This window comes from Spirosoma utsteinense, assembly GCF_014282275.1.
Lineage (GTDB): Bacteria > Bacteroidota > Bacteroidia > Cytophagales > Spirosomataceae > Spirosoma > Spirosoma utsteinense.
On the sequence record NZ_VFIA01000012.1, the window covers coordinates 119,106 to 137,648 of the forward strand.

The 18,543-nt window shown below is 51.7% G+C and carries 19 protein-coding genes; 7 read left to right on the top strand and 12 right to left on the bottom strand.

Annotated features, from left to right (window positions below):
* Positions 1–73: 73 nt before the first annotated feature.
* The 3 genes from FH603_RS11755 to FH603_RS11765 form a co-directional block, all read right to left on the bottom strand.
* The gene (locus FH603_RS11755) at positions 74–976 is read right to left on the bottom strand and encodes an SDR family oxidoreductase (protein ID WP_235985408.1); all 903 of its coding nucleotides are present in this window, start codon (positions 974–976) and stop codon (positions 74–76) included.
* Positions 977–1,043: 67 nt separating this feature from the next.
* Positions 1,044–2,036, bottom strand: a complete 993-nt coding sequence (locus FH603_RS11760) for a S41 family peptidase (protein ID WP_186737690.1) — start codon at positions 2,034–2,036, stop codon at positions 1,044–1,046.
* Positions 2,037–2,081: 45 nt separating this feature from the next.
* Complete coding sequence (locus tag FH603_RS11765; RefSeq protein ID WP_186737691.1) at positions 2,082–2,921, bottom strand: crotonase/enoyl-CoA hydratase family protein; 840 nt, start codon at positions 2,919–2,921, stop codon at positions 2,082–2,084.
* 161 nt (positions 2,922–3,082) lie between these two features.
* Here FH603_RS11765 and FH603_RS11770 point away from each other — a divergent pair, with 161 nt between their 5' ends.
* On the top strand, positions 3,083–4,201 hold the full coding sequence (locus tag FH603_RS11770; protein WP_186737692.1) for a trans-sulfuration enzyme family protein: 1,119 nt from the start codon (positions 3,083–3,085) through the stop codon (positions 4,199–4,201).
* A 10-nt stretch (positions 4,202–4,211) separates the two neighbouring features.
* Here the strand turns inward: FH603_RS11770 and FH603_RS11775 are convergent, their stop codons facing one another.
* A complete protein-coding gene (locus FH603_RS11775) occupies positions 4,212–4,547 on the bottom strand; it encodes a hypothetical protein (RefSeq protein WP_186737693.1) in 336 nt (111 codons plus the stop codon).
* A 143-nt stretch (positions 4,548–4,690) separates the two neighbouring features.
* On the opposite strand from FH603_RS11775, the gene FH603_RS11780 reads away from it, so the two are divergent.
* On the top strand, positions 4,691–5,290 hold the full coding sequence (locus FH603_RS11780; RefSeq protein WP_186737694.1) for an NAD(P)H-dependent oxidoreductase: 600 nt from the start codon (positions 4,691–4,693) through the stop codon (positions 5,288–5,290).
* A gap of 255 nt (positions 5,291–5,545) precedes the next feature.
* Positions 5,546–6,454: a cyclase family protein gene (locus tag FH603_RS11785; protein ID WP_186737695.1), complete on the top strand. Its 909-nt coding sequence runs from the start codon at positions 5,546–5,548 to the stop codon at positions 6,452–6,454.
* Between the two features lie 19 nt (positions 6,455–6,473).
* On the opposite strand, the gene FH603_RS11790 is transcribed toward FH603_RS11785, so the two are convergent.
* Both FH603_RS11790 and FH603_RS11795 read right to left on the bottom strand, forming a co-directional pair.
* The gene (locus FH603_RS11790; protein ID WP_186737696.1) at positions 6,474–7,055 is read right to left on the bottom strand and encodes a peptidylprolyl isomerase; all 582 of its coding nucleotides are present in this window, start codon (positions 7,053–7,055) and stop codon (positions 6,474–6,476) included.
* 166 nt (positions 7,056–7,221) lie between these two features.
* Positions 7,222–8,403, bottom strand: coding sequence for a cysteine desulfurase family protein (locus FH603_RS11795; RefSeq protein ID WP_186737697.1), 1,182 nt, complete (start codon positions 8,401–8,403; stop codon positions 7,222–7,224).
* A gap of 112 nt (positions 8,404–8,515) precedes the next feature.
* Here FH603_RS11795 and FH603_RS11800 point away from each other — a divergent pair, with 112 nt between their 5' ends.
* The 3 genes from FH603_RS11800 to FH603_RS11810 all read left to right on the top strand — a co-directional run bounded on the left by FH603_RS11800 (position 8,516) and on the right by FH603_RS11810 (position 11,123).
* On the top strand, positions 8,516–9,388 hold the full coding sequence (locus FH603_RS11800; protein ID WP_186737698.1) for a mechanosensitive ion channel family protein: 873 nt from the start codon (positions 8,516–8,518) through the stop codon (positions 9,386–9,388).
* Positions 9,389–9,546: 158 nt separating this feature from the next.
* Complete coding sequence (locus tag FH603_RS11805) at positions 9,547–10,191, top strand: HPP family protein (RefSeq protein ID WP_186737699.1); 645 nt, start codon at positions 9,547–9,549, stop codon at positions 10,189–10,191.
* A 95-nt stretch (positions 10,192–10,286) separates the two neighbouring features.
* A complete protein-coding gene (locus FH603_RS11810; RefSeq protein ID WP_186737700.1) occupies positions 10,287–11,123 on the top strand; it encodes a DUF2490 domain-containing protein in 837 nt (278 codons plus the stop codon).
* Between the two features lie 93 nt (positions 11,124–11,216).
* Here the strand turns inward: FH603_RS11810 and FH603_RS11815 are convergent, their stop codons facing one another.
* From FH603_RS11815 to FH603_RS11830, 4 genes are all read right to left on the bottom strand, one after another.
* Entirely contained in the window at positions 11,217–12,623 is a 1,407-nt protein-coding gene (locus FH603_RS11815) for a tetratricopeptide repeat protein (RefSeq protein WP_186737701.1), read from the bottom strand.
* Between the two features lie 117 nt (positions 12,624–12,740).
* On the bottom strand, positions 12,741–13,781 hold the full coding sequence (locus tag FH603_RS11820; RefSeq protein WP_186737702.1) for an NAD-dependent epimerase/dehydratase family protein: 1,041 nt from the start codon (positions 13,779–13,781) through the stop codon (positions 12,741–12,743).
* Positions 13,762–14,277, bottom strand: a complete 516-nt coding sequence (locus FH603_RS11825; protein WP_186737703.1) for a hypothetical protein — start codon at positions 14,275–14,277, stop codon at positions 13,762–13,764. The genes FH603_RS11820 and FH603_RS11825 overlap by 20 nt, the downstream gene beginning before the upstream one ends.
* Complete coding sequence (locus tag FH603_RS11830) at positions 14,270–15,331, bottom strand: AAA family ATPase (protein ID WP_186737704.1); 1,062 nt, start codon at positions 15,329–15,331, stop codon at positions 14,270–14,272. Before FH603_RS11830 ends, FH603_RS11825 begins: the two co-directional genes overlap by 8 nt.
* 80 nt (positions 15,332–15,411) lie before the next feature.
* On the opposite strand from FH603_RS11830, the gene metG reads away from it, so the two are divergent.
* A complete protein-coding gene (gene metG / locus FH603_RS11835) occupies positions 15,412–17,463 on the top strand; it encodes a methionine--tRNA ligase (protein ID WP_186737706.1) in 2,052 nt (683 codons plus the stop codon).
* Between the two features lie 229 nt (positions 17,464–17,692).
* Here the strand turns inward: metG and FH603_RS11840 are convergent, their stop codons facing one another.
* Together FH603_RS11840 and FH603_RS29235 are read right to left on the bottom strand one after the other, a co-directional pair.
* Positions 17,693–18,130 carry a type II toxin-antitoxin system VapC family toxin gene (locus FH603_RS11840; RefSeq protein WP_186737708.1) on the bottom strand — a complete coding sequence of 146 codons (438 nt, stop codon included), beginning with the start codon at positions 18,128–18,130 and terminating at the stop codon, positions 17,693–17,695.
* Positions 18,127–18,381: a DUF6364 family protein gene (locus tag FH603_RS29235; RefSeq protein WP_394366376.1), complete on the bottom strand. Its 255-nt coding sequence runs from the start codon at positions 18,379–18,381 to the stop codon at positions 18,127–18,129. Before FH603_RS29235 ends, FH603_RS11840 begins: the two co-directional genes overlap by 4 nt.
* Positions 18,382–18,543: the final 162 nt, after the last annotated feature.

An 18,543-nucleotide genomic window follows, 5' to 3' on the forward strand; every position in this document is an offset into this window, starting at 1 on the left:
AAAAGGCATCCCACACGGACGCGCGAGACAGACGCGATACGGACGTGCGAGACAGACGCGAAGGGTCGCGTCTCTACTGGCCTTCTTTTTTACTGGCTTTGTTGGCTTGTTTGATCGTTTCGCCGATCATGTCCCACTGCTCTGACGTTACGCTTTCGAGGTGGCTGAACTCGCCCGCTGCCAGCACTTCGCCCCCATCGATGGTGATGCTTTCGCCGGTGATGTAGCCGGAATAATCTGATAGCAGGTAAGCCGCCAGATTGGCCAGTTCACCGTGCTCGCCAACCCGCTTGAGGGGAATACGGCTGGTGGGGTCCATCATGCTGGCCAGCGGTTCGGGGAATAGCCGGTCCCAGGCACCTTTGGTTGGGAATGGACCGGGCGCAATGGCATTGAGCCGGATGCCGTACTTACCCCACTCGGCCGCCAGCGACTTCGTCATAATAAGGGCGCCCCCTTTAGCTACTGCGCTCGGCACGACGTAGCCCGAACCGGTTGTGGCATAGGTGGTCGAGATATTGAGAACGGTACCTTTGATCTTATTTTCGATCCAGTATTTACCCACGGCCAGCGTAAAATAGTATGTACCGCGCAGCACAATATCAACGATGGTATCGAACGCTTTGTAGGACAAGCGCTCCGTAGGGCTGATGAAGTTCCCGGCCGAGTTGTTTAGCAGCCCGTCGACCTGCCCGAATCGGGCAATGGATTCGGCGAGTACATTTTCGATTTCCATCGGGTTCCGCACATCGCAGGCCACGGCCAGTATTTGACCCGCCCCCTCGGCCCCGCCCATCTCTTCCGTCAGTTCCTTCGCTGTTTCGTCGAGTACTGCCTGACGACGGCTGCAAATAGTAACGTTGGCGCCCAACTGGAGCAGATACCGGCTAATTGACTTACCAAGGCCCGTACCTCCGCCTGTTACAATAATTGTTTTGCCCTTGAGCGCGTCGTCGCGTAGCATACCTGTGGTCATGATTGTCGTTTAAAGTAGTGTGCGTTTCCGCAGCGGTTTGTGGTTTGTGGTTTGTTGTTAATGCTAGTTACCGATTAATCCATTTTACAGCATTAGCGATACTCTGTTCGTAGGGTAAAATGTCATCCGGAACAATTTCCTTACCATATACTTTACCCGTCCGATCGCCAATGCGGACCGTGAATAAATTGAGTTTATATCCGTAAAAAGGTAAGTCATAACTTTGATTACCCGTGGAAAGGCCACAGCTGGCGGCACCCAAAAGGCGTGTGTTGGGCCGACCGACAAAAGCCAGCGCTGTCGCTTCACCCGAACTTGCCGTAGACCCACTGATCAGGACGGCTATTTTAGAATTACTGCTTACAAGTTGATATGGTTTTTCTACCTGAACAAGTACCGTTTGATTCAATAAAGCTCCACCTTGCTGATAAGCAAAGCTCGCCGTGGGTTTATTATCGATATCATAAAAATAGCCACAGGTTCCTTCGCCGATAAGCGGCCCCAAACCGGCAATCATTGGGTACATATTCCCACCGCCATTACGTCGCAAGTCTACGATCCATCCTTTCAGGTTTTCATCATCCTGGCGGGCAATTTCATTTTGAATTGCCCGGGCAAAATTGATTCCCTCCTGACTTGAGCCCGTAAAGCTTTCGACCTTTACATACCCTATATTCGGCTCTGCGAACGTAAATGGCGTTAACGCCGGCAGAACCTGACAGCCCGTTCCCCCATATAGACTCCGCTTGTTGTCAACGATAATTGTACTGTGATTATCCTTTAATAAAGCCAGCGCCAGTACCATAGCTGACTCGGATTCAGGAACAGTTTGTGTATTTCCTACTTTAGCCCAAACCTTGGCTTTATAGTCAGCCCAATCTATCTCCCGACGGTTTATGGAGTTCTGCTCCACAATCTGAATCAATTTTGTAAAGAATGCCTTAACTGGCTCAGCAGGCTTAGGATCAACATTTTTTGTAGCGCATGTTGAGCACAAAAGCGCCACGATGACAACCAGGCCACGATTCATAAATAACTGCCGATAAGTAGCAAAAGGCATGGTCGTTGGTTGAATTAAATATAATTAGCTTCACACGTTCGTCTCTCAGTATCCTCGTTCCGATTTTTTGTTGAAAGCGGCTTTACGTCGTTCTACGGTGGCTTGCATGGCTTCGCCAAAATCGACGGACTGCATCTGGCTGGAGTTCCAGACGGCTACGTATTGGAGGCCATCGTCAATATCTTTACCGATGCCATAGTTCATTACTTCTTTGGCACCCTGCACTGCCGAAGCCGGGTTGTCGGCAATCTGACGGGCCAGCGCCATTGCCGCTTCGAACAACGCGTCGGGTGTGTCGTAAACGTGATTGACCAGACCCACCCGTTCGGCGAAGACAGCATCATAGTCGCCACCAGTAAACGCCATTTCTCGGGTAGAACCCTGCCCGATAATGTGGGGCAGAAACTGTAGCGCGCCAATATCAGGTGTGATTGCGAGCTTGGCCTCACGCAGGCTGAATTTGGCCTCGCGCGAGCACAGACGGATATCGGCAGCAGCTATCATGTTCAGCCCACCACCGATACACCAGCCATGTACGGCGGCAATGACGGGTCTGGGCGACTGATGCATTTTCAAAAAACCCGACTGCATAAACCGGATTTGTGCCATGAGTTTTCGACGTTCGTCAGCCATTGGAGCGCCACTGGCCATACTGGCAATGCGGGGCAGCATACGGGCCACATCAAGACCATAACTAAAATGGTCGCCACTACCCCGAAAGAGAAGACACCGGACATCCGGCATTTTATCGATTTCGTCCATGGCAGCTGGCAACTCTTCCCAAAACTCCGGGCCCATCGCATTGCCTTTGCCGGGCCCCAGCATCGTAACCGTCAGTACGCCATCGGCCTCGTTAAAAGCAAGCGATTGATACGTGTTAGTCATAGCTTATAGTATGCGTGCATACAGTTTTGTTGTAAAGGTATAAATAACCCCTTTCTTCTGTAAAAACCGGTTGAAGTTTTGTTGGTATATTGTGAGGCAAGTCCGCACGTAGCCAGCCTTAGCTCACCACGAAAACATACCCATCAGTAAATCAGCTCATTATGCATTTCGACACCCTTGCACTCCACGCTACTCATCAGCCCGAATCCACTACCGGTGCCGTAATTCCTCCTATTTACCTCTCAACGACCTTCGAACGGAATGAGGCCAATGAACTAACGGGAGATTTTACGTACACGCGACCCAACAATCCCACCCGTGAAGCACTGGAACACGCCCTGGCTGCTCTCGAAGGGGGTGCCGTAGGCATGGCTTTTGGTTCAGGACAGGCCGCCACCATGACGCTGTTCCAGGCATTGCGGCCCGGTGATCATGTCCTCCTTTCTACGGATGCCTATTACGGCACCCCCGCCTTGCTCGAACAGGTATTTCACCCCTGGGGACTAACGTATACCCGCGTCGACATGACCGATTTAAACGCGGTTGAGTCGTCGATTCATGAAAACACGCGCGTCGTCTGGTGCGAAACGCCCTCCAATCCGATGCTCGCCATCACCGATCTGCTGTCTGTATCGCGTCTGGCGCACGAAGCCGGTGCCATCTGTGTATGCGACAACACCTGGGCCACGCCCGTTCTACAGCGCCCCTTCGACCTTAACTGCGACGTAGTGATGCACTCGACCACAAAGTACATCAGCGGCCATAGCGACGTGCTGGGTGGCGCATTGATATTCAAGCGAAACGACGCGCTGGCCGAACGGGTCAGAACCCTACAGGGCCTGTCGGGGGCTGTTCCCTCACCCTTCGATTGCTGGTTGATTAGCCGGGGTATCAAGACGCTGGGCGTCCGGCTGCGGTCCCAGATGGCTACTGCCCAACTCGTAGCCGATTATCTGGTCGACCACCCGGCAGTTGAACATGTTCACTTCCCCGGTTTGCCAAACCACCCTGACCGCGCCTTGATTCAACAGCAGATGAACGGACCGGGGGCCATGCTGTCGATTCAGGTAAAAGGCGGAGCGGCCGAAGCCATTCAGTTTATCGGTAAACTAAAACTGTTTACCCGGGCTACCAGTCTGGGCGGTGTCGAGAGCCTGATTGAGCACCGCGCCAGTGTGGAAGGCCCCACCTCAACCACACCCGTCAACTTACTGCGTGTGTCGATTGGTCTGGAACATGCCGAAGATCTGATTACCGATCTGGCACAGGCCCTCGCCTGAGCCGTTGCCATTACCGGTGTGGAGACCGTCGCTGCGGAGGATAAGGCAACGGCTGGGGAGGCATCACTGGAAGTTTTGGCGTTGACGGGTACGGCTGTTGGGGGTACCGGGACATGATATGGTAGTGAACTGTTGAATCTGCTTTTTTAACCGGTAAGTTGTCTAATGTAGCCCGCGCTACGTTGTCCGGATCTTCATGAGAACGGTAAAACGAAGTAGAAGGCCGAACGTTGGGCATCCGGTCCTGCGGGTATGTTTCTGCCAGCGAATCCCAGGCCGGTAGTTTAGGGAGTGTCTGACCATAGGTTAGACCCGTACTGAGCAGTAAGGCTGATAGCATTTTCATTAGCGCACGGAGTCAAGTCTAGTTACTGAATTGATTAACAGACCATTTATAGGGCACAGCCGTTGGAATGGCACCCCAAAATTTTCTGGAAACTAAACACTTGAACCAATGGTTTTCAGGCTAAATTGGATCAACCAGCCACCATGAATATAGCGCTCATTTCGACGTCATCCCGTAAAAACAGTAATACACTACGTTTTATCGATTATATGAAGCATTTGTTGACCGAAAGCGGCCAACATGAAGTTTCTATCGTAACGTTCGAGCAGTATGATATACCATTTGTGGGACAGGGATACGTCAAAAAGGACAGTCTGACGGCATTCCAGCAGGAGTTCATCGGTGCCTGGGAAGCCGCCGATCTGGTGTTGTTCGCCATGCCCGAATACAACTGGACAGCGCCCCCACAGGCGACCAATACCATTCACCAACTGGGCGGACCAGCTTTCAAACACCTGTTCGAGAACAAAGTGTTTGCTATGGTCGGTATTTCAAACGGACGGGGTGGTCGGCAGCCGGCGCTGGATATGACCACCGTGCTAAACAAGATCATCAGCTTCACCAATAGCTATTCCATCGTGTCGCCCAAGCTGTACGAATCGCACGAGACGGATAAGAATCTCGACGAAAACGGGAAGTTTGTTGGCCATGAAGTCTACGAGCGTACCTCACGGGCTTTCCTCGACTACACACTGAACGTAGCCACCCGTTGGCTTCAACCCAGTCTGGTAGACGTAAAGTAACACGAAATATATCGCTTAGGCTGAGACGCCCGAAGTATGTGCTTCGGGCGTTTCTGTGTTAAACCTGTTTGTGATTACCAATAGTAGTGACCTGCGGTAGCCTGGACGGCCACGTCCGGGTAAGCAAAATTATAGACCTATCTTTACCCGGATGTGGCCGTCCAGGCTACCGCAAGCTGCTTAACCAGCTGAAATTCAGCCCAAGGTATAATCCGGGCAGGTCTTTTATAAACCCCACCTTCAACAAAAATAACAGTGAATCAGGACAGAACAGAAACCCAGAAACGAGTCAAATTTGATTTCGACCTCCACTTCACCAACGGGGGCCGGTTAACCGGCGAGGACTTCCGGCTCGATATCGATGGCGACGACATCACCGACCATGAACTAGCCGATTACATCGTTGCCGACCTTCGGTTACTGATGGTTGGGCGCGTCCATATTCTTAACAAACAGATTCTGACGGAGCCACATAAACGAAAATCGCTTCCCGAAGCAGGCAAACGCAGCCAGCTTATCGACCTGAGTCATACCATCGAAAACGGCCTGATTACCTACAAGGGACTGCCCGCCCCCATCATCTGTGATTACTTGAGCCGCGAAGACTCCCGGCAGCTGTACGAAGCGGGCACCGAGTTTCAGATCGGCAAGATCGAGATGGTCAGCAACACCGGAACCTACCTGGATTGCCCTTTTCACCGGTATCCTGACGGAGATGATTTGTCGCAGGTGGGCCTGGACGCGTTCACCGATCTACCGGGTACAGTGATCCGGGTTCCTTATGCCGAGGCCCTTACCATTACCCCGGCCCACCTCATGAACTGCGAGATCAGAAACCGGGCGGTACTGATTCATACCGGTTGGGATGCACACTGGAACACTGATGCCTATTATACCGATCACCCGCATCTATCGGCCGAGGCAGCTGCGTACCTGCGCGACTGTGGGGCAAAGTTAGTTGGTATCGACTCGCACAATATCGACAACACCACGGGCCGGAGCCGGCCGGTACATACCATCTTGCTTGGGGCCAACATTCTGATTGTCGAGCATTTATGCAATCTCTCGGCCCTACCCACCAACGGTTTTACCTTCAGCGCTATCCCGCCAAAGTTCAAAGGCGTTGGGACGTTTCCGGTCCGGGCTATGGCGAAAGTAGGTTAGCCGTTGTGCCGAACGAGGATTAGTGAACGGTGTAGCCCTGCTTTTTCAGTTGTGCAGCGGTCATGTTAACCACATTGACATCCAGTTTAATGGGCGACAGGGGCGTGTTGGTCGAGTCGGTTTTGACGGCTACGATCGCGTCGATAACGTCCATTCCTTTAAACACCTGCCCAAATACCGTGAACTTATCATCCAGGCGGGCCAGGCCACTCTTGTTCTGGACAATGTAGAACTGGCATCCAGCCGATAATTTCTCCGGGTTGTCATCACGCCCGGCCCCTACGGCTCCATAGCTATGCCGTATGGTTGGAACAAACTCCGGCTTGAGCAGGTAGGGCGATCCGGAGAATCCTGCTGGCGTGTCAGGACATCCGCCCTGCGCAACAAAATTAGCAATGACCCGGTTGAAGGTCAGGCTATCCCAGTAGGCTTCATTAGCCAGTTTGATAAAGCTGGCTTTGTGGCGGGGTGTTTCATCATACAACCAGAAAAGCACCTCGCCTTGGTCGGTTTTAATCTGCCCGACGGGGTAAGTTTTTTGAGGTTTCGGCGCGACGAAAAGCGACAACGTAGTGACGAGCAACAGGAAAATGGTGGGCATAGAGGTGGAGGTGGATTGATTATGTAGAACGATCTTTTCAAGCGGACCGGGCAAACATCGCTGCATCCTTTCCCCTTGAACGGTTGAAAACAACAGGGCCGCTTAGTCGTGCAGCCCTGTAATTCAGGAAGAAAATATAATTTGTAGCCCCATTAGAACAGGGAGCTTACACCAATTTCGCTTCTTTTTGATACAGCCCGACCAGCGTATCAACGGCATAGTCGATCTCTTCGGCTGTATTGTATTTACCGAATGAGAACCGCACGTATCCGCGATCCTGATCCAGATCCGGCAGTGCCGACAGTACATGCGAACCAATATTGGAGCCGCTCGAACAGGCCGATCCACCCGAAGCCGAAATGCGGGCAATGTCCAGGCTAAACAGGAGCATATCGCTCAACTCCGACGCTGGCAGGCTTACGTTCAATACGGTATACAGGCTGTTGTCGACATTGGCCGAGTCGCCGTTGAAGCGAACGTCGGGCATTTTCGCCCGCAACTGATCGATCATCCGGGTTTTGAGCGCAGTAATATGGGCCCGGTGGGCGTCCATATCCCGATAGGCAATCTCCAGCGCTTTTGCCAGCCCCACAATTCCGTAAACGTTTTCGGTACCGCCCCGCCGGTTACGCTCCTGCGCCCCGCCGTAAATGAACGGGTGGATATTGGCCCGTTCGGCGTTGACGTACAGAAACCCAACACCTTTGGGGCCGTGAAATTTATGGCCTGCACCCACGATAAAATCGACGGGTAACTGCTGGAGATCGTGCCTGAAGTGACCCATTGTCTGCACGGTATCGGAATGGAAGATAGCGTCGTGCTGCCGACACAGTGCCCCTACCTGGTGAAGATCCAGCAAATTACCGATCTCATTGTTACCGTGCATGAGCGAAACGAAGGAAGGGGCCGCGCCGACGCTTCGGGAACTACGCAGCAATTCCTCTAAATGGGCCAGATCGACATGTCCCATGGAATCAACCTCGACCATACTTAACTGCACCTGACCCTGCCTGGCCATGTGTTCCAGCGTATGCAGCACCGCATGGTGTTCGAGCGGTGAGGTGATTGCGTGGGTTATCCCGTAAGTCTCAATGCTGCTCCGAATGGCGGTGTTATCAGCCTCAGTACCACCCGAGGTGAAGAAAATTTCGGCAGGCGATGTATTCAACAATGACGCAACGGCTTTACGCGCTTTTTCGATGGCCGTACGCACCGCCCGACCATGACTGTGAATAGACGAAGGATTGCCAAACTGCTCAGTCATAAGCGGCAGCATAGCGTCAAGCACTTCAGGATCGAGCCGGGTAGTGGCGGCATTATCGAGGTAAACGGGAGTGGGTGCAGTCATTATCAATGAATTATTGGCCGAATTCGTCCCTGCAAAGGTACGGCGAATGGCCCTACGAATGAAACACTATCCAAAGCCGCAACGTTTCCATTGAACTCACCACCCTCATTATATGGATTATTCACAAGCAGCCGGTTTGATCTACACCGAAGTGGCCACCTGGGGCCGAACTGCGATTCGCTATGTACCCAAGCTGGCCGTTGCCATTCTGGTCCTGTTCCTGTTCACCTTTCTTTCGCGCTGGTTTAGCCGTCTGGTCGTGCGTGGCTTCGACCGGTTCAGCGATAATCACTCGGTCATTAACCTGACAGGAGCAGTTATCCGGGTGCTCATCATGGCACTGGGTCTGTTCATTGCTCTTTCTATATTACAGCTGGACAAAGCCGTTACATCGCTGCTGGCCGGGGCGGGCGTGATAGCATTGGCCGTGGGTTTTGCGTTTCAGGATTTGACCGCCAATTTCATTTCGGGCACCATGATTGCTATAGCCCGGCCCATTCGCGTGGGCGACGTAGTTGAAACGAACGGCTATACAGGGAAGGTGCTCGATATCAAACTACGCTCTATCGTCATTGATAATGGACAGGGTCAAACCATTGAAATACCGAGTAAAGACGTCTTTCAGAAACCCGTCATCAACTATTCAAAAACGGGACAACGACGGCTCGAAATTTCGTATGGCATCTCCTACGCTGACGACCTGAATCGGGCGCAGCAGATTGCCACCCAGGCCATACAGGCGCTGCCGTTTGTACGCACCGACAAAGCTGTTGAAGTCCATTATCGAAGTTTCACCCTGGACAATGTACAGGGGTTCGTGTGGTTCTGGCTCGACCAGACTAAAGCCGGGCCCCCGGATGCCACCAGTGAGGCCATTAAAGCCCTCAAAACCGCCTTTGACCAGAACGACATTCTTATGATGTTCCCGCCCCATACGTATGATCTTAAGAAACGGAAACGGGAAGAACAGGGCGGGCCGAACTAAGCTGTTGCTGATCAGCACAATTACACCCTGCCGGGGAGACAACCCCGGGCAGTTGGTTTATAAACCTGGCTATTACCCTGTTTAGCTGACTGACTGATGGATAAACAAAGCGACAACCAGGAACTGCACACTAGTTCTAGTTTGTATGTAGAGTTGTTATGAAGAAAACAATAAAAAGGCAGTACCGGATTGCGCGCTATGTATTTTATCGGGAAACGCTCCTGGAACCAATCGATCATCTTTGGACATTCATTGGCACCTTTATAGCAATCGCTTCCATTGGCGGGTTACAGCAGGTTGGTTTTACTCAGCAGGACAGCGTTTTTCTGATTGGCTCGTTCGGTGCATCGTGTGTGTTGCTGTTTGGTGCCGCTAACAGCCCCCTGGCACAACCCCGAAATCTCGTAGGAGGCCATTTACTAGCCTCGATCATTGGCGTGGCAATTCATAAGTTGATACCCGACCAGCTTTGGTTATCGTCGGCCCTGGCGGTTTCGTTGTCAATCGTGTTTATGCAAATAACCAAGACGATGCACCCACCGGCGGGCGCTACGGCTTTAATTGCTAACATCGGGTCGGAAAAAATTACCAGTTTAGGGTTTAGCTATACCCTTACGCCTGTTATGACGGGCGTAGCCATTCTGTTACTTACAGCCCTGCTGGTCAACAACATTTCGTCAAAGCGCTCTTATCCAGTACGATCGTTTTCCTGGAACCGGTTATCAGGAAAAGGACGCGGTCGGTTCTCGCCCGTACACGACAAAAATGCAGCCAATCGCTCAACCGATCAGCGAATAGAATAACAGGCTCAATCCATTGGTTCTTTCCAGGAAATAGCGCTGAAACTTTTCAAAAGCGTAGTAGGTTAGGGCTTTACGAAATTTTTCAAATGTGCTCTATGACGAGTCGTACGCTGCTGGTCCTGCTGGCTCTTTTTCCGGTTGTTGCCGCTGCTCAAACCTATCGGAATACGGTTCGACATCGACCCGTATTCTGGTCGGAGGTTAACCTGGTTTACAGAACGGCCGGAAAATGGAGTTTTCAACTCGACCACCAGTACCGCCGACAGGCTGAAGATGACAATGGCCGGGACCTGAATATTTTCCGCTATCCTCTACAGCAGGTTTTCCGACCCTGGATCAGCTACCAGCTTTCCAAACCCGTTCGCCTGTCGCTTTCTCCCATTGGTTTGTGGTGGACCTGGAGCCGGTCCAATGAGTTTCAGCCAACGACGTTTTTTCAGGAGGTCCGGATTATTCCGCAGCTTCAGATTACCAGACCCGCGGGCGATGGTGAACTTATCACCCGTTTTCGTACGGAAATGCGGTGGCCCTCACAGACCGATACGTTAACCAGCGCCTACATATTTTTGTCTGATGGCGAATCGCAGCGGGTGCTGGCCGACCGCTTCGACATGCGGCTGCGCGCCATGGTGCGCTGGATCAATCCGATTGGAGGCAAGCAGTCGGGTTGGTACACGCACCTCAGCATGGAGCCGATGGTAGTCGTGTCGAAATCGGCCCAACGCTTCGACCAGAGCCGTACCTATCTGGGGCTAGGTCGACGCCTGCGGGAGAACATGCGGGTAGAGATTGGCTACCTGAACCAGTTTTCGATTCGAAGAAATCGGGCGGAGCAGGTCAGAACATTCAACCTGAATCACGCGCTGCAGGTGTATCTCTACCTGGAAAATCGCCGGCAATCGAAAGCCGGGTCGGATTCGGGACCGGAGTGAAGTCAGCACTTCATACGTGGTTGGGCGCTCAATAGAAAAGCCGCTACAGTCCAGACTGTAGCGGCTTTTCTGATATAGTTACAAGAACAAGCGTTATTCTTCTTTCTTGTATTGCTGAATGATCTTATATAAGGCCTTTTGCTTCTCCAGTTCCGGAAAAAACTCAAAGAGTTGTACGTGCCCGTCATAGTCTAGCGAAAGGGCCGCTTCCAGTTGAATGAGCGATTCGCGATACTGTCCGGCGTGAATCAGATACACAACCGACCGGTAGTACAAATCGGCTTCCGTTGGCAGGTCGCTGATACCCATCTGAACGATATCATTAGCCCGGCCGAAGTCCCCCTGATCGAACGGTACCAGTGACCAGGTCAGGTACACATCCGGGTTGTCGGCATCTACTTCGGCGGCTTTTTCAAACGCTTCGATGCTCGACAGAACATTGCCCATCTTGTACTCTGTCTCGGCCAGCGCAAGGTAGTACTCCCCGTTCTGATCGTCGAGTTTAACCGCTTTCTGCAAAAAGGGCAGCGCTTCGGGCCACTTACCGGATTCGCTCAGGCATACACCGATACCGTACCAGGCTTCGTCCCATAGGGCATCCAGCTTAATGGCTTCCCGATATTCCTTGATGGCTTCGGGAAAACGATCCTGTTTTTCCAGACTGGCACCAAGATGACAATACGTGTCGGCCGTAGGCTCCTCGTATTTCAAGGTCTCCCGGTAGCAGCTTTCTGCCTTCTCGAACAAACCCAGATTCATATAGGTGTTGCCGAGATTGAAATGGGCCGATGCGAAATCCGACTTGATGATAACAGCATAGTCGTAGGCTTCGGCGGCTTCGGCATACCGGGCCAGCTTGCTATAAGCAATACCGATGTTATACCAGGCATTATACGAGTACGGGTCAGAATCGATCAGCTGCTGGTAATAGGACAGGCTGTTTTCCAGCTCACCTGTTACATCCAGACAAAACGCTAATTCATACAGTGCGTTCTCGTTATTGATATTGAGTGCAATCGATTTCTTGTACTGAGTAATAGCCTCGCTGTACTTACCCCAGTTCTGATAACTCTGTCCCAACTGGAACAGGATGTCGTCTTTTTCTTCGGCGCGTTCGAGCAGCTCGTCCAACACCTGAATCGACTCCTCGTAGCGACCCGCCATATTCAGGACAGAACCCTGCATAAACGGCACGTCGAGGTCGCCGGGGTTAAACAACGAAGCCCGCTCCAGCAGATCCAGCGACTCATCGAATCGTTGGAAGTTGGCCAAAATCTGGGCTTTATCGAGCATCAGCTCCAGCGCATAGGGAAAGTTTTCTAACCCTGCTTCGGCAGCTTTCAGCGCCTTGTCCAAATCGCCATGGTTCAGGTAATGCTCAACCATTTGCTCATAGACATCCAGGTCGAAAAACTGACTTTGTTGCTGGTCCAGCATCTGCTCAAAACGCCGGATTGATTCTTTTATATCGCCTTCTCGTTCTTCGAACTCTTGCTCCATGCTAATGCCTCTACAAAATGTGGGGGGCGGATAGGGGCCGCGCCAAGGGTGCGGTTTATCCTTTGGCCCTTCAATATAAACTCAAAAAAGTAAAACCCCAAGCCCATACCCAAAATTTTACGCGCCTTTTGGGGGCTTTCCGAACGCGTTTGCTACACGCCGGAGGGTCTCAACTAACGGGCGATACTGAAAACCAGTAGCCTGCCCAATCCGTTGCCCATTGAATCGATAATGTGAACTTGCCGACCGCGCCGTTTCCCGGGTGATGAGCGGGGCCTTGCCCGTTGCCCATGACCGCACGGCTTCAATGGGCCACAACACACGCGTCAACAGGGGCGGCACCCGCACGGTAGGGGGCCGTTTGCCTAAGGCGTCTGCTATCTGTTCTAACAAGCTACGGTACGGAATGGTGCCCCCATTCAGAATGTACCGTTTGGCTGTTATGTCCGACTGCATCAGTTGATATAGGGAGTCAGCCACATCAAGCACATCAACGTAGCTGACGAGTCCCTCGGTATAAAATGGCCGCTCGTCATAGACGTATTTAATCAGCTGCAGGCTACTCCGGGTCCAGTCACCGGCACCGAGCACAACCGTCGGGTTCACCATGACGGCGTTCAGCCCTTCGGCCACACCCCGCCATACTTCCAGCTCAGCCCGGTACTTGCTCTTGGCATAATTCGAGTTCAGGGGTGACTCTTCCCACTTCAGATCTTCGGTGATGGTAACTGGCTCGCTGTTTTTTTCGCCCTTGGCAACGGGCTTTCCCAGTGACGCCACCGAACTGATGTAACCCAGTTTCCGGACACCCGCCTTCAGGCATACATTAACCACGTTAGCCGTTCCTTCCACATTGATCTTCTCCATTCGGTTGCGGTCCTTCGGCACGAATGACACAATAGCTGCCGCATGAATGACATCGATCGGAATCTCAGGCTGTGCAGCCCCAATCGCGGCTTCGAGCGACAGAATATCCAGGGTATCGCCCACGTGCCAGGTAATCCGGTCGGCCACATCGGCCAGCATGCCATACCCGCTTTCGGCCCGGTGCAACACCGAAACCGAATGTCCTTTTTCCATGTACAGACGGGCAATATGCGAACCGATGAAGCCAGTGGCCCCGGTAATCAGGACAGCTTTAGGTAGTGGTGACATCATTCAAAATACGTTCGAGTGTAAGGAAGCCCGGCGCTTGTTGGTCGTGGAGATCAGCAAGTAGTTGGCGGTAGTTAGGGTCGGTTTCTATGGACGGCGATTTGGTCAGGCGTCTCAGCTGTTTCACATCGGGCGTAAACCCATAGACCAGCATATCGATACCTACCTGTTGCGCGTTCCAGATTAAAAACGTCTCAACTGCCCGATCAATAACAATTAAGTATTGCTGACGAGTTGCATTCATCCGCAGTTCCACCTTATGCGCATGTTCGACAAGGGTGAAGGTTTTGAAGAATCCTCCGCAACGGCTATCCAGGTCAGGATCATTATCGACCAAACCGATTAATCGATAGTTTTCAGCACGGGGCGATAACATAGTATTGGCAACCTCGGGGCAGCCCAGACAATGAATGCTGAAGGAATGATCAGGAATAAAATGGCGAAGGAGAGCCGTATCAGCGTGACATTCGGGTAAGTATTGGACAGAACGTTCAGGCATTCGGCTCGTATCGGCTAAGGTTGTAGAACAGGTCGATACTTAAATCCTCGGCCTCCCGTAGTTCGTCGGCTGTCAACGGCCGGACACAGGTTTGGTAATCTTTGTAGTACGTAATGAAGACCGTCAATTGCGACGCATCAAGTTCGCGAATGAGTGTTTGCAACAGATAAGGGCTATGCGTCGAGATAAAAAACTGGTTCTCATCGCTATCCACGATCCGGTGCGCCATTGCCTTTACATAGGGCGGGAACGAATGCACTTCGGGCTCTTCAAAAATAATGACCGAGTTTTTGTTAGACTCGATGGCGGTGATGTAGAACATAAACCGCCGGAACGTATCGGCGATTGAGAAAAAGGGATATTGCTTAATCCGCTGCCCTATTTTTTTCTGAAGTACGAATGTCTGCTCACTATCAGAAAGTACGAACTCTAATCCCTGGTCTAAGAAAAGTGTTGCAAACTCATTCCATAGTTCCGTGCTGCGATTAATTATTGCATACATATTAGCACCGTGCGGAGGTAATAAGTACTGACCAAATGCAACATGAAACGTATTTAAGTGCGCAAAATCATACTTTTTGACAAAGCTCACCTGATAGGTTTCAAAAGGATCTCTTTCTTCTCGTTTTGTAAAAACTACGGCACTTGATGTGCTCACCTGACCACTTTCGTCAAACAAAAAGCTCCTAAATAAAGAAGGTTTTGTCGTTTTTCTTAGCTCAAAACGGTCCTTAGCGACATAGTCTACAGGTTCATTAAGTTGCAGGAGGGTACTAATTCGATCTGTATTTATTTCGATAGGCTGCTCCGTATTATTGTCAGTGAACAGGTCTTTTATTGTTGCGTACCTAAGAGCACCATTCAAATACTTGTTTTCGTCCTGGCTAGCCCCCAACAACCCCAGTCCTTCCAGAATATTCGATTTGCCAACGTTCGGCTTGCCGATGAATACGTTTACCCGCTTGCAGTCAAACCGCAGGTCTTTGATAGACTTGAAGTTTTTGATTTCGACCCAGTTGAGGAAATTATTCGTATTCGGCGTGGTGTTCTCCATGGCGGCCCGGCGGTACTGTTTTCGTAAACATAACAACGTTCGGGCCTGAATTGCTAATTTTGCGTTCCAATTCCAGGTTTATGTCCCTCGAAAATCCCCAACGCTATACCGTCACGGCGGCACTGATCTACGCCAACGGGCCGATCCACATCGGTCACCTGGCCGGATGCTACCTGCCCGCCGACATCTACGTGCGCTACCTCCGCTCAACCGGCAAAGATGTTGCCTTCATCAGTGGCACCGATGAGCATGGCGTACCCATCACCATCAAAGCCAAGAAAGAAGGCATTACGCCCCAGGAGGTTGTCGATAAATACTACGGTCAGATCAAACAGGCCTTCAGCGATTTCGGCATTTCCTTCGATATCTACTCGCGAACATCCAACCAGATTCACCACGAAACCTCGCAGGCTTTTTTTACCAAGCTTTACGAAAAAGGTGATTTTGTGGAGGAAGTGACGGAACAGTACTACGACGAAGTGGCCAACCAGTTTCTGGCCGACCGTTATATTGTGGGTACCTGTCCGGTTTGCGGCAATCCCAACGCCTATGGCGACCAGTGCGAGCGCTGCGGCACCGCCCTCAGCCCCACCGAGCTGATCGAACCCCACTCCACGCTGTCGGGCTCCAAACCTGTGATGCGGGCAACCAAAAACTGGTTCCTGCCCCTCGACCGGATGCAGCCCGATATTGAAACCTACGTTAACAGCCATACCGAGTGGAAGACGAACGTAGCCGGACAGTGCCAGTCGTGGCTGAAGGAGGGTTTACGCCCCCGCGCCATGACCCGCGACCTCGACTGGGGCATTAAGGTACCCCTCGCCGATGCCGAAGGCAAAGTCCTCTACGTCTGGTTCGACGCCCCGATCGGTTATATTTCCATGACCAAAGAGTGGGCTACCGAACAGGGGCGCGACTGGGAGTTGTACTGGCGCGATGAACACACCAAGCTGGTTCACTTTATTGGTAAAGACAATATCGTCTTCCACTGCATCATCTTCCCTGCGATGTTGATGGCCGAAGGAAGCTTTATCCTGGCCGACAACGTACCGGCCAACGAGTTCATGAACCTCGAAGGCGACAAGATCAGCACGTCGCGCAACTGGGCGGTCTGGCTGCACGAGTACTTGCAGGAGATGCCCGACAAGCAGGACGTGCTGCGCTACGTACTGGCCGCCAACGCCCCCGAAAGTAAAGACAGCGAGTTTACCTGGAAAGATTTTCAGACGCGCAACAACGCCGAGCTGGTGGGCATCTTCGGTAATTTCGTAAACCGGGCGGTGGTTCTCACCCAGAAGTTCTGCGATAATAAAGTGCCCGTCCGGGGCGAACTGACCGACTACGATAAACAGGTGCTGGATGAACTGGCGCAGTTTCCGGATCGGATCGGACAGTCGATTGGGCAGTACAAGTTTCGGGAAGCGCTGGGTTATCTGATGGACCTGGCCCGCCTGGGCAACAAATACCTGGCCGAAACCGAACCGTGGAAAGTCATCAAAACCGACGCTCTCCGGACGAACACCATCCTGAACATTGCGCTTCAGATCTCGGCGAACCTCGCCATCGTTTGCGAGCCGTTCCTGCCGTTTTCCGCCCAGAAACTGTGCAATCAACTCCGCATCGTTGACCGGCTCGACTGGCAGAACGCGGGCCGCGCCGACCTGCTCGTTGCGGGTCATGAGTTGGGCGAAGGAGCGCTGTTGTTCGCCAAGATTGAAGATGACGAAATCAATACCCAGATCCAGAAATTGCTGACGGCAAAACGCATGAACGAGTTAGAAACCAAAACCATACCCGAGCTAAAACCCGAGATCGTATACGACGATTTTGCCAAAATGGACATTCGTATCGGCACCATCACTGAAGCCGAACGGGTTCCCAAAAGTGATAAGCTGTTAAAGCTGAAAGTTGACGACGGCATGGGCGGTCGCCAAATCCTGAGTGGCATTGCCAAGCACTTTACCCCGGAGGAGATCATCGGCAAGCAGGTGACCTTCCTGGCCAACCTGGCTCCGCGCAAAATGATGGGCCACGAGTCGCAGGGCATGATCCTGATGGCCGAAGACCGCGATGGTAAACTGGCACTCATCGCGCCGGGCGATGCCGTCTGGAATGGTGGTGGCGTGTCGTAAGTAATCAGTTTATTTGTGTTGACCATTCAGGGCAGTAGAAGCTTTAAACAAGCTTTCTACTGCCCTGAATGTTTTTTAGCTTAATGTAAGCTAAAAAACGACCCACTTTAAGTTTAATCAGGCAGTTACAATGAAACTTGCTAGAACAAAGCGGATAGGATGACGGCGTTACGCACAAAATGGGCAGACCTGTTTGCATCTATAAACGGAATCAACAAAGTTGGGTAGATTATAGCTTGCCTAGAATCGTAATCATTTCAGCTGGTGTGACTACGGGCAATCGACTTTGGTCAGTTAATCGAAAGTCTTTTATATTACCCGTCACGAAATACTGAACAGTTCTACTCGCCAACGCTGTCTGGTACTGAAACCCATCTTCCAGATCCGCTATCGTCATCAGTTGGCTAGCCAATATGAACGTATTTTTGTCGGTGCCTGCTATCTGCACCAGATTTAGAAAACTCATTAGCGCATCGCGCAGTTTTTGCCCACGCTTCCCCGCGCGGTGTAGTACATAGGCCACCGTATAGACTGAACCGCCGGAGATATAAATAGTCAATTGATTTTCTTCCGCAGTCAGAAAAAGGCTCGTAGCTTCGTCTGCGAACGTATCGTCACGATCTAACAACCAGTCCAGGATGACGTTCGTGTCTACGAAAATGGTCATAGTCCGAAGCGGTCTTTATACATCATCTCCCGAATTTGTTTATCCGTTTTCCGGCTTAGCGTGCCCTTCGCTGAGCCACGCAGCCGCAAAGCGCTGGGTATAGTCTGGGCTGATTCTGGGAGACTACCTTCGTCTGGTGTCAACAACTGCTCAATCATTTGGGACAATGACTTTCGCTGCTGTTTAGCCAATAATTTAGCACTAACCACAACCCGCTCGTCAACAGTCAGTGTTAATTTCACTTTGCCCATACACGTATTTTTCTTGTTAATTGACAAATATACGTATTTTAGGAAAAATAAAATCTTTCTTCATGACCATAACGCGGTGTCATAGTTTCGACCCAGCACCAGCCTTCGCCGTTATTATAGCCCTAGGATCAAACCGACCATCTGATCCAACCCAGCTTTTGC

Coding starts and splice junctions, on each gene's coding strand:
- FH603_RS11770 (WP_186737692.1), top strand. CDS start 3,083: ATGCATTTCGACACCCTTGCACTCCACGCTACTCATCAGCCCGAATCC.
- FH603_RS11790 (WP_186737696.1), bottom strand. CDS start 7,055: ATGCCCACCATTTTCCTGTTGCTCGTCACTACGTTGTCGCTTTTCGTC.
- FH603_RS11815 (WP_186737701.1), bottom strand. CDS start 12,623: ATGGAGCAAGAGTTCGAAGAACGAGAAGGCGATATAAAAGAATCAATC.
- FH603_RS11805 (WP_186737699.1), top strand. CDS start 9,547: ATGAAGAAAACAATAAAAAGGCAGTACCGGATTGCGCGCTATGTATTT.
- FH603_RS11760 (WP_186737690.1), bottom strand. CDS start 2,036: ATGCCTTTTGCTACTTATCGGCAGTTATTTATGAATCGTGGCCTGGTT.
- FH603_RS29235 (WP_394366376.1), bottom strand. CDS start 18,381: ATGGGCAAAGTGAAATTAACACTGACTGTTGACGAGCGGGTTGTGGTT.
- FH603_RS11780 (WP_186737694.1), top strand. CDS start 4,691: ATGAATATAGCGCTCATTTCGACGTCATCCCGTAAAAACAGTAATACA.
- FH603_RS11810 (WP_186737700.1), top strand. CDS start 10,287: ATGACGAGTCGTACGCTGCTGGTCCTGCTGGCTCTTTTTCCGGTTGTT.
- FH603_RS11830 (WP_186737704.1), bottom strand. CDS start 15,331: ATGGAGAACACCACGCCGAATACGAATAATTTCCTCAACTGGGTCGAA.
- metG (WP_186737706.1), top strand. CDS start 15,412: ATGTCCCTCGAAAATCCCCAACGCTATACCGTCACGGCGGCACTGATC.
- FH603_RS11765 (WP_186737691.1), bottom strand. CDS start 2,921: ATGACTAACACGTATCAATCGCTTGCTTTTAACGAGGCCGATGGCGTA.
- FH603_RS11840 (WP_186737708.1), bottom strand. CDS start 18,130: ATGACCATTTTCGTAGACACGAACGTCATCCTGGACTGGTTGTTAGAT.
- FH603_RS11775 (WP_186737693.1), bottom strand. CDS start 4,547: ATGAAAATGCTATCAGCCTTACTGCTCAGTACGGGTCTAACCTATGGT.
- FH603_RS11820 (WP_186737702.1), bottom strand. CDS start 13,781: ATGATGTCACCACTACCTAAAGCTGTCCTGATTACCGGGGCCACTGGC.
- FH603_RS11825 (WP_186737703.1), bottom strand. CDS start 14,277: ATGCCTGAACGTTCTGTCCAATACTTACCCGAATGTCACGCTGATACG.
- FH603_RS11795 (WP_186737697.1), bottom strand. CDS start 8,403: ATGACTGCACCCACTCCCGTTTACCTCGATAATGCCGCCACTACCCGG.
- FH603_RS11755 (WP_235985408.1), bottom strand. CDS start 976: ATGACCACAGGTATGCTACGCGACGACGCGCTCAAGGGCAAAACAATT.
- FH603_RS11800 (WP_186737698.1), top strand. CDS start 8,516: ATGGATTATTCACAAGCAGCCGGTTTGATCTACACCGAAGTGGCCACC.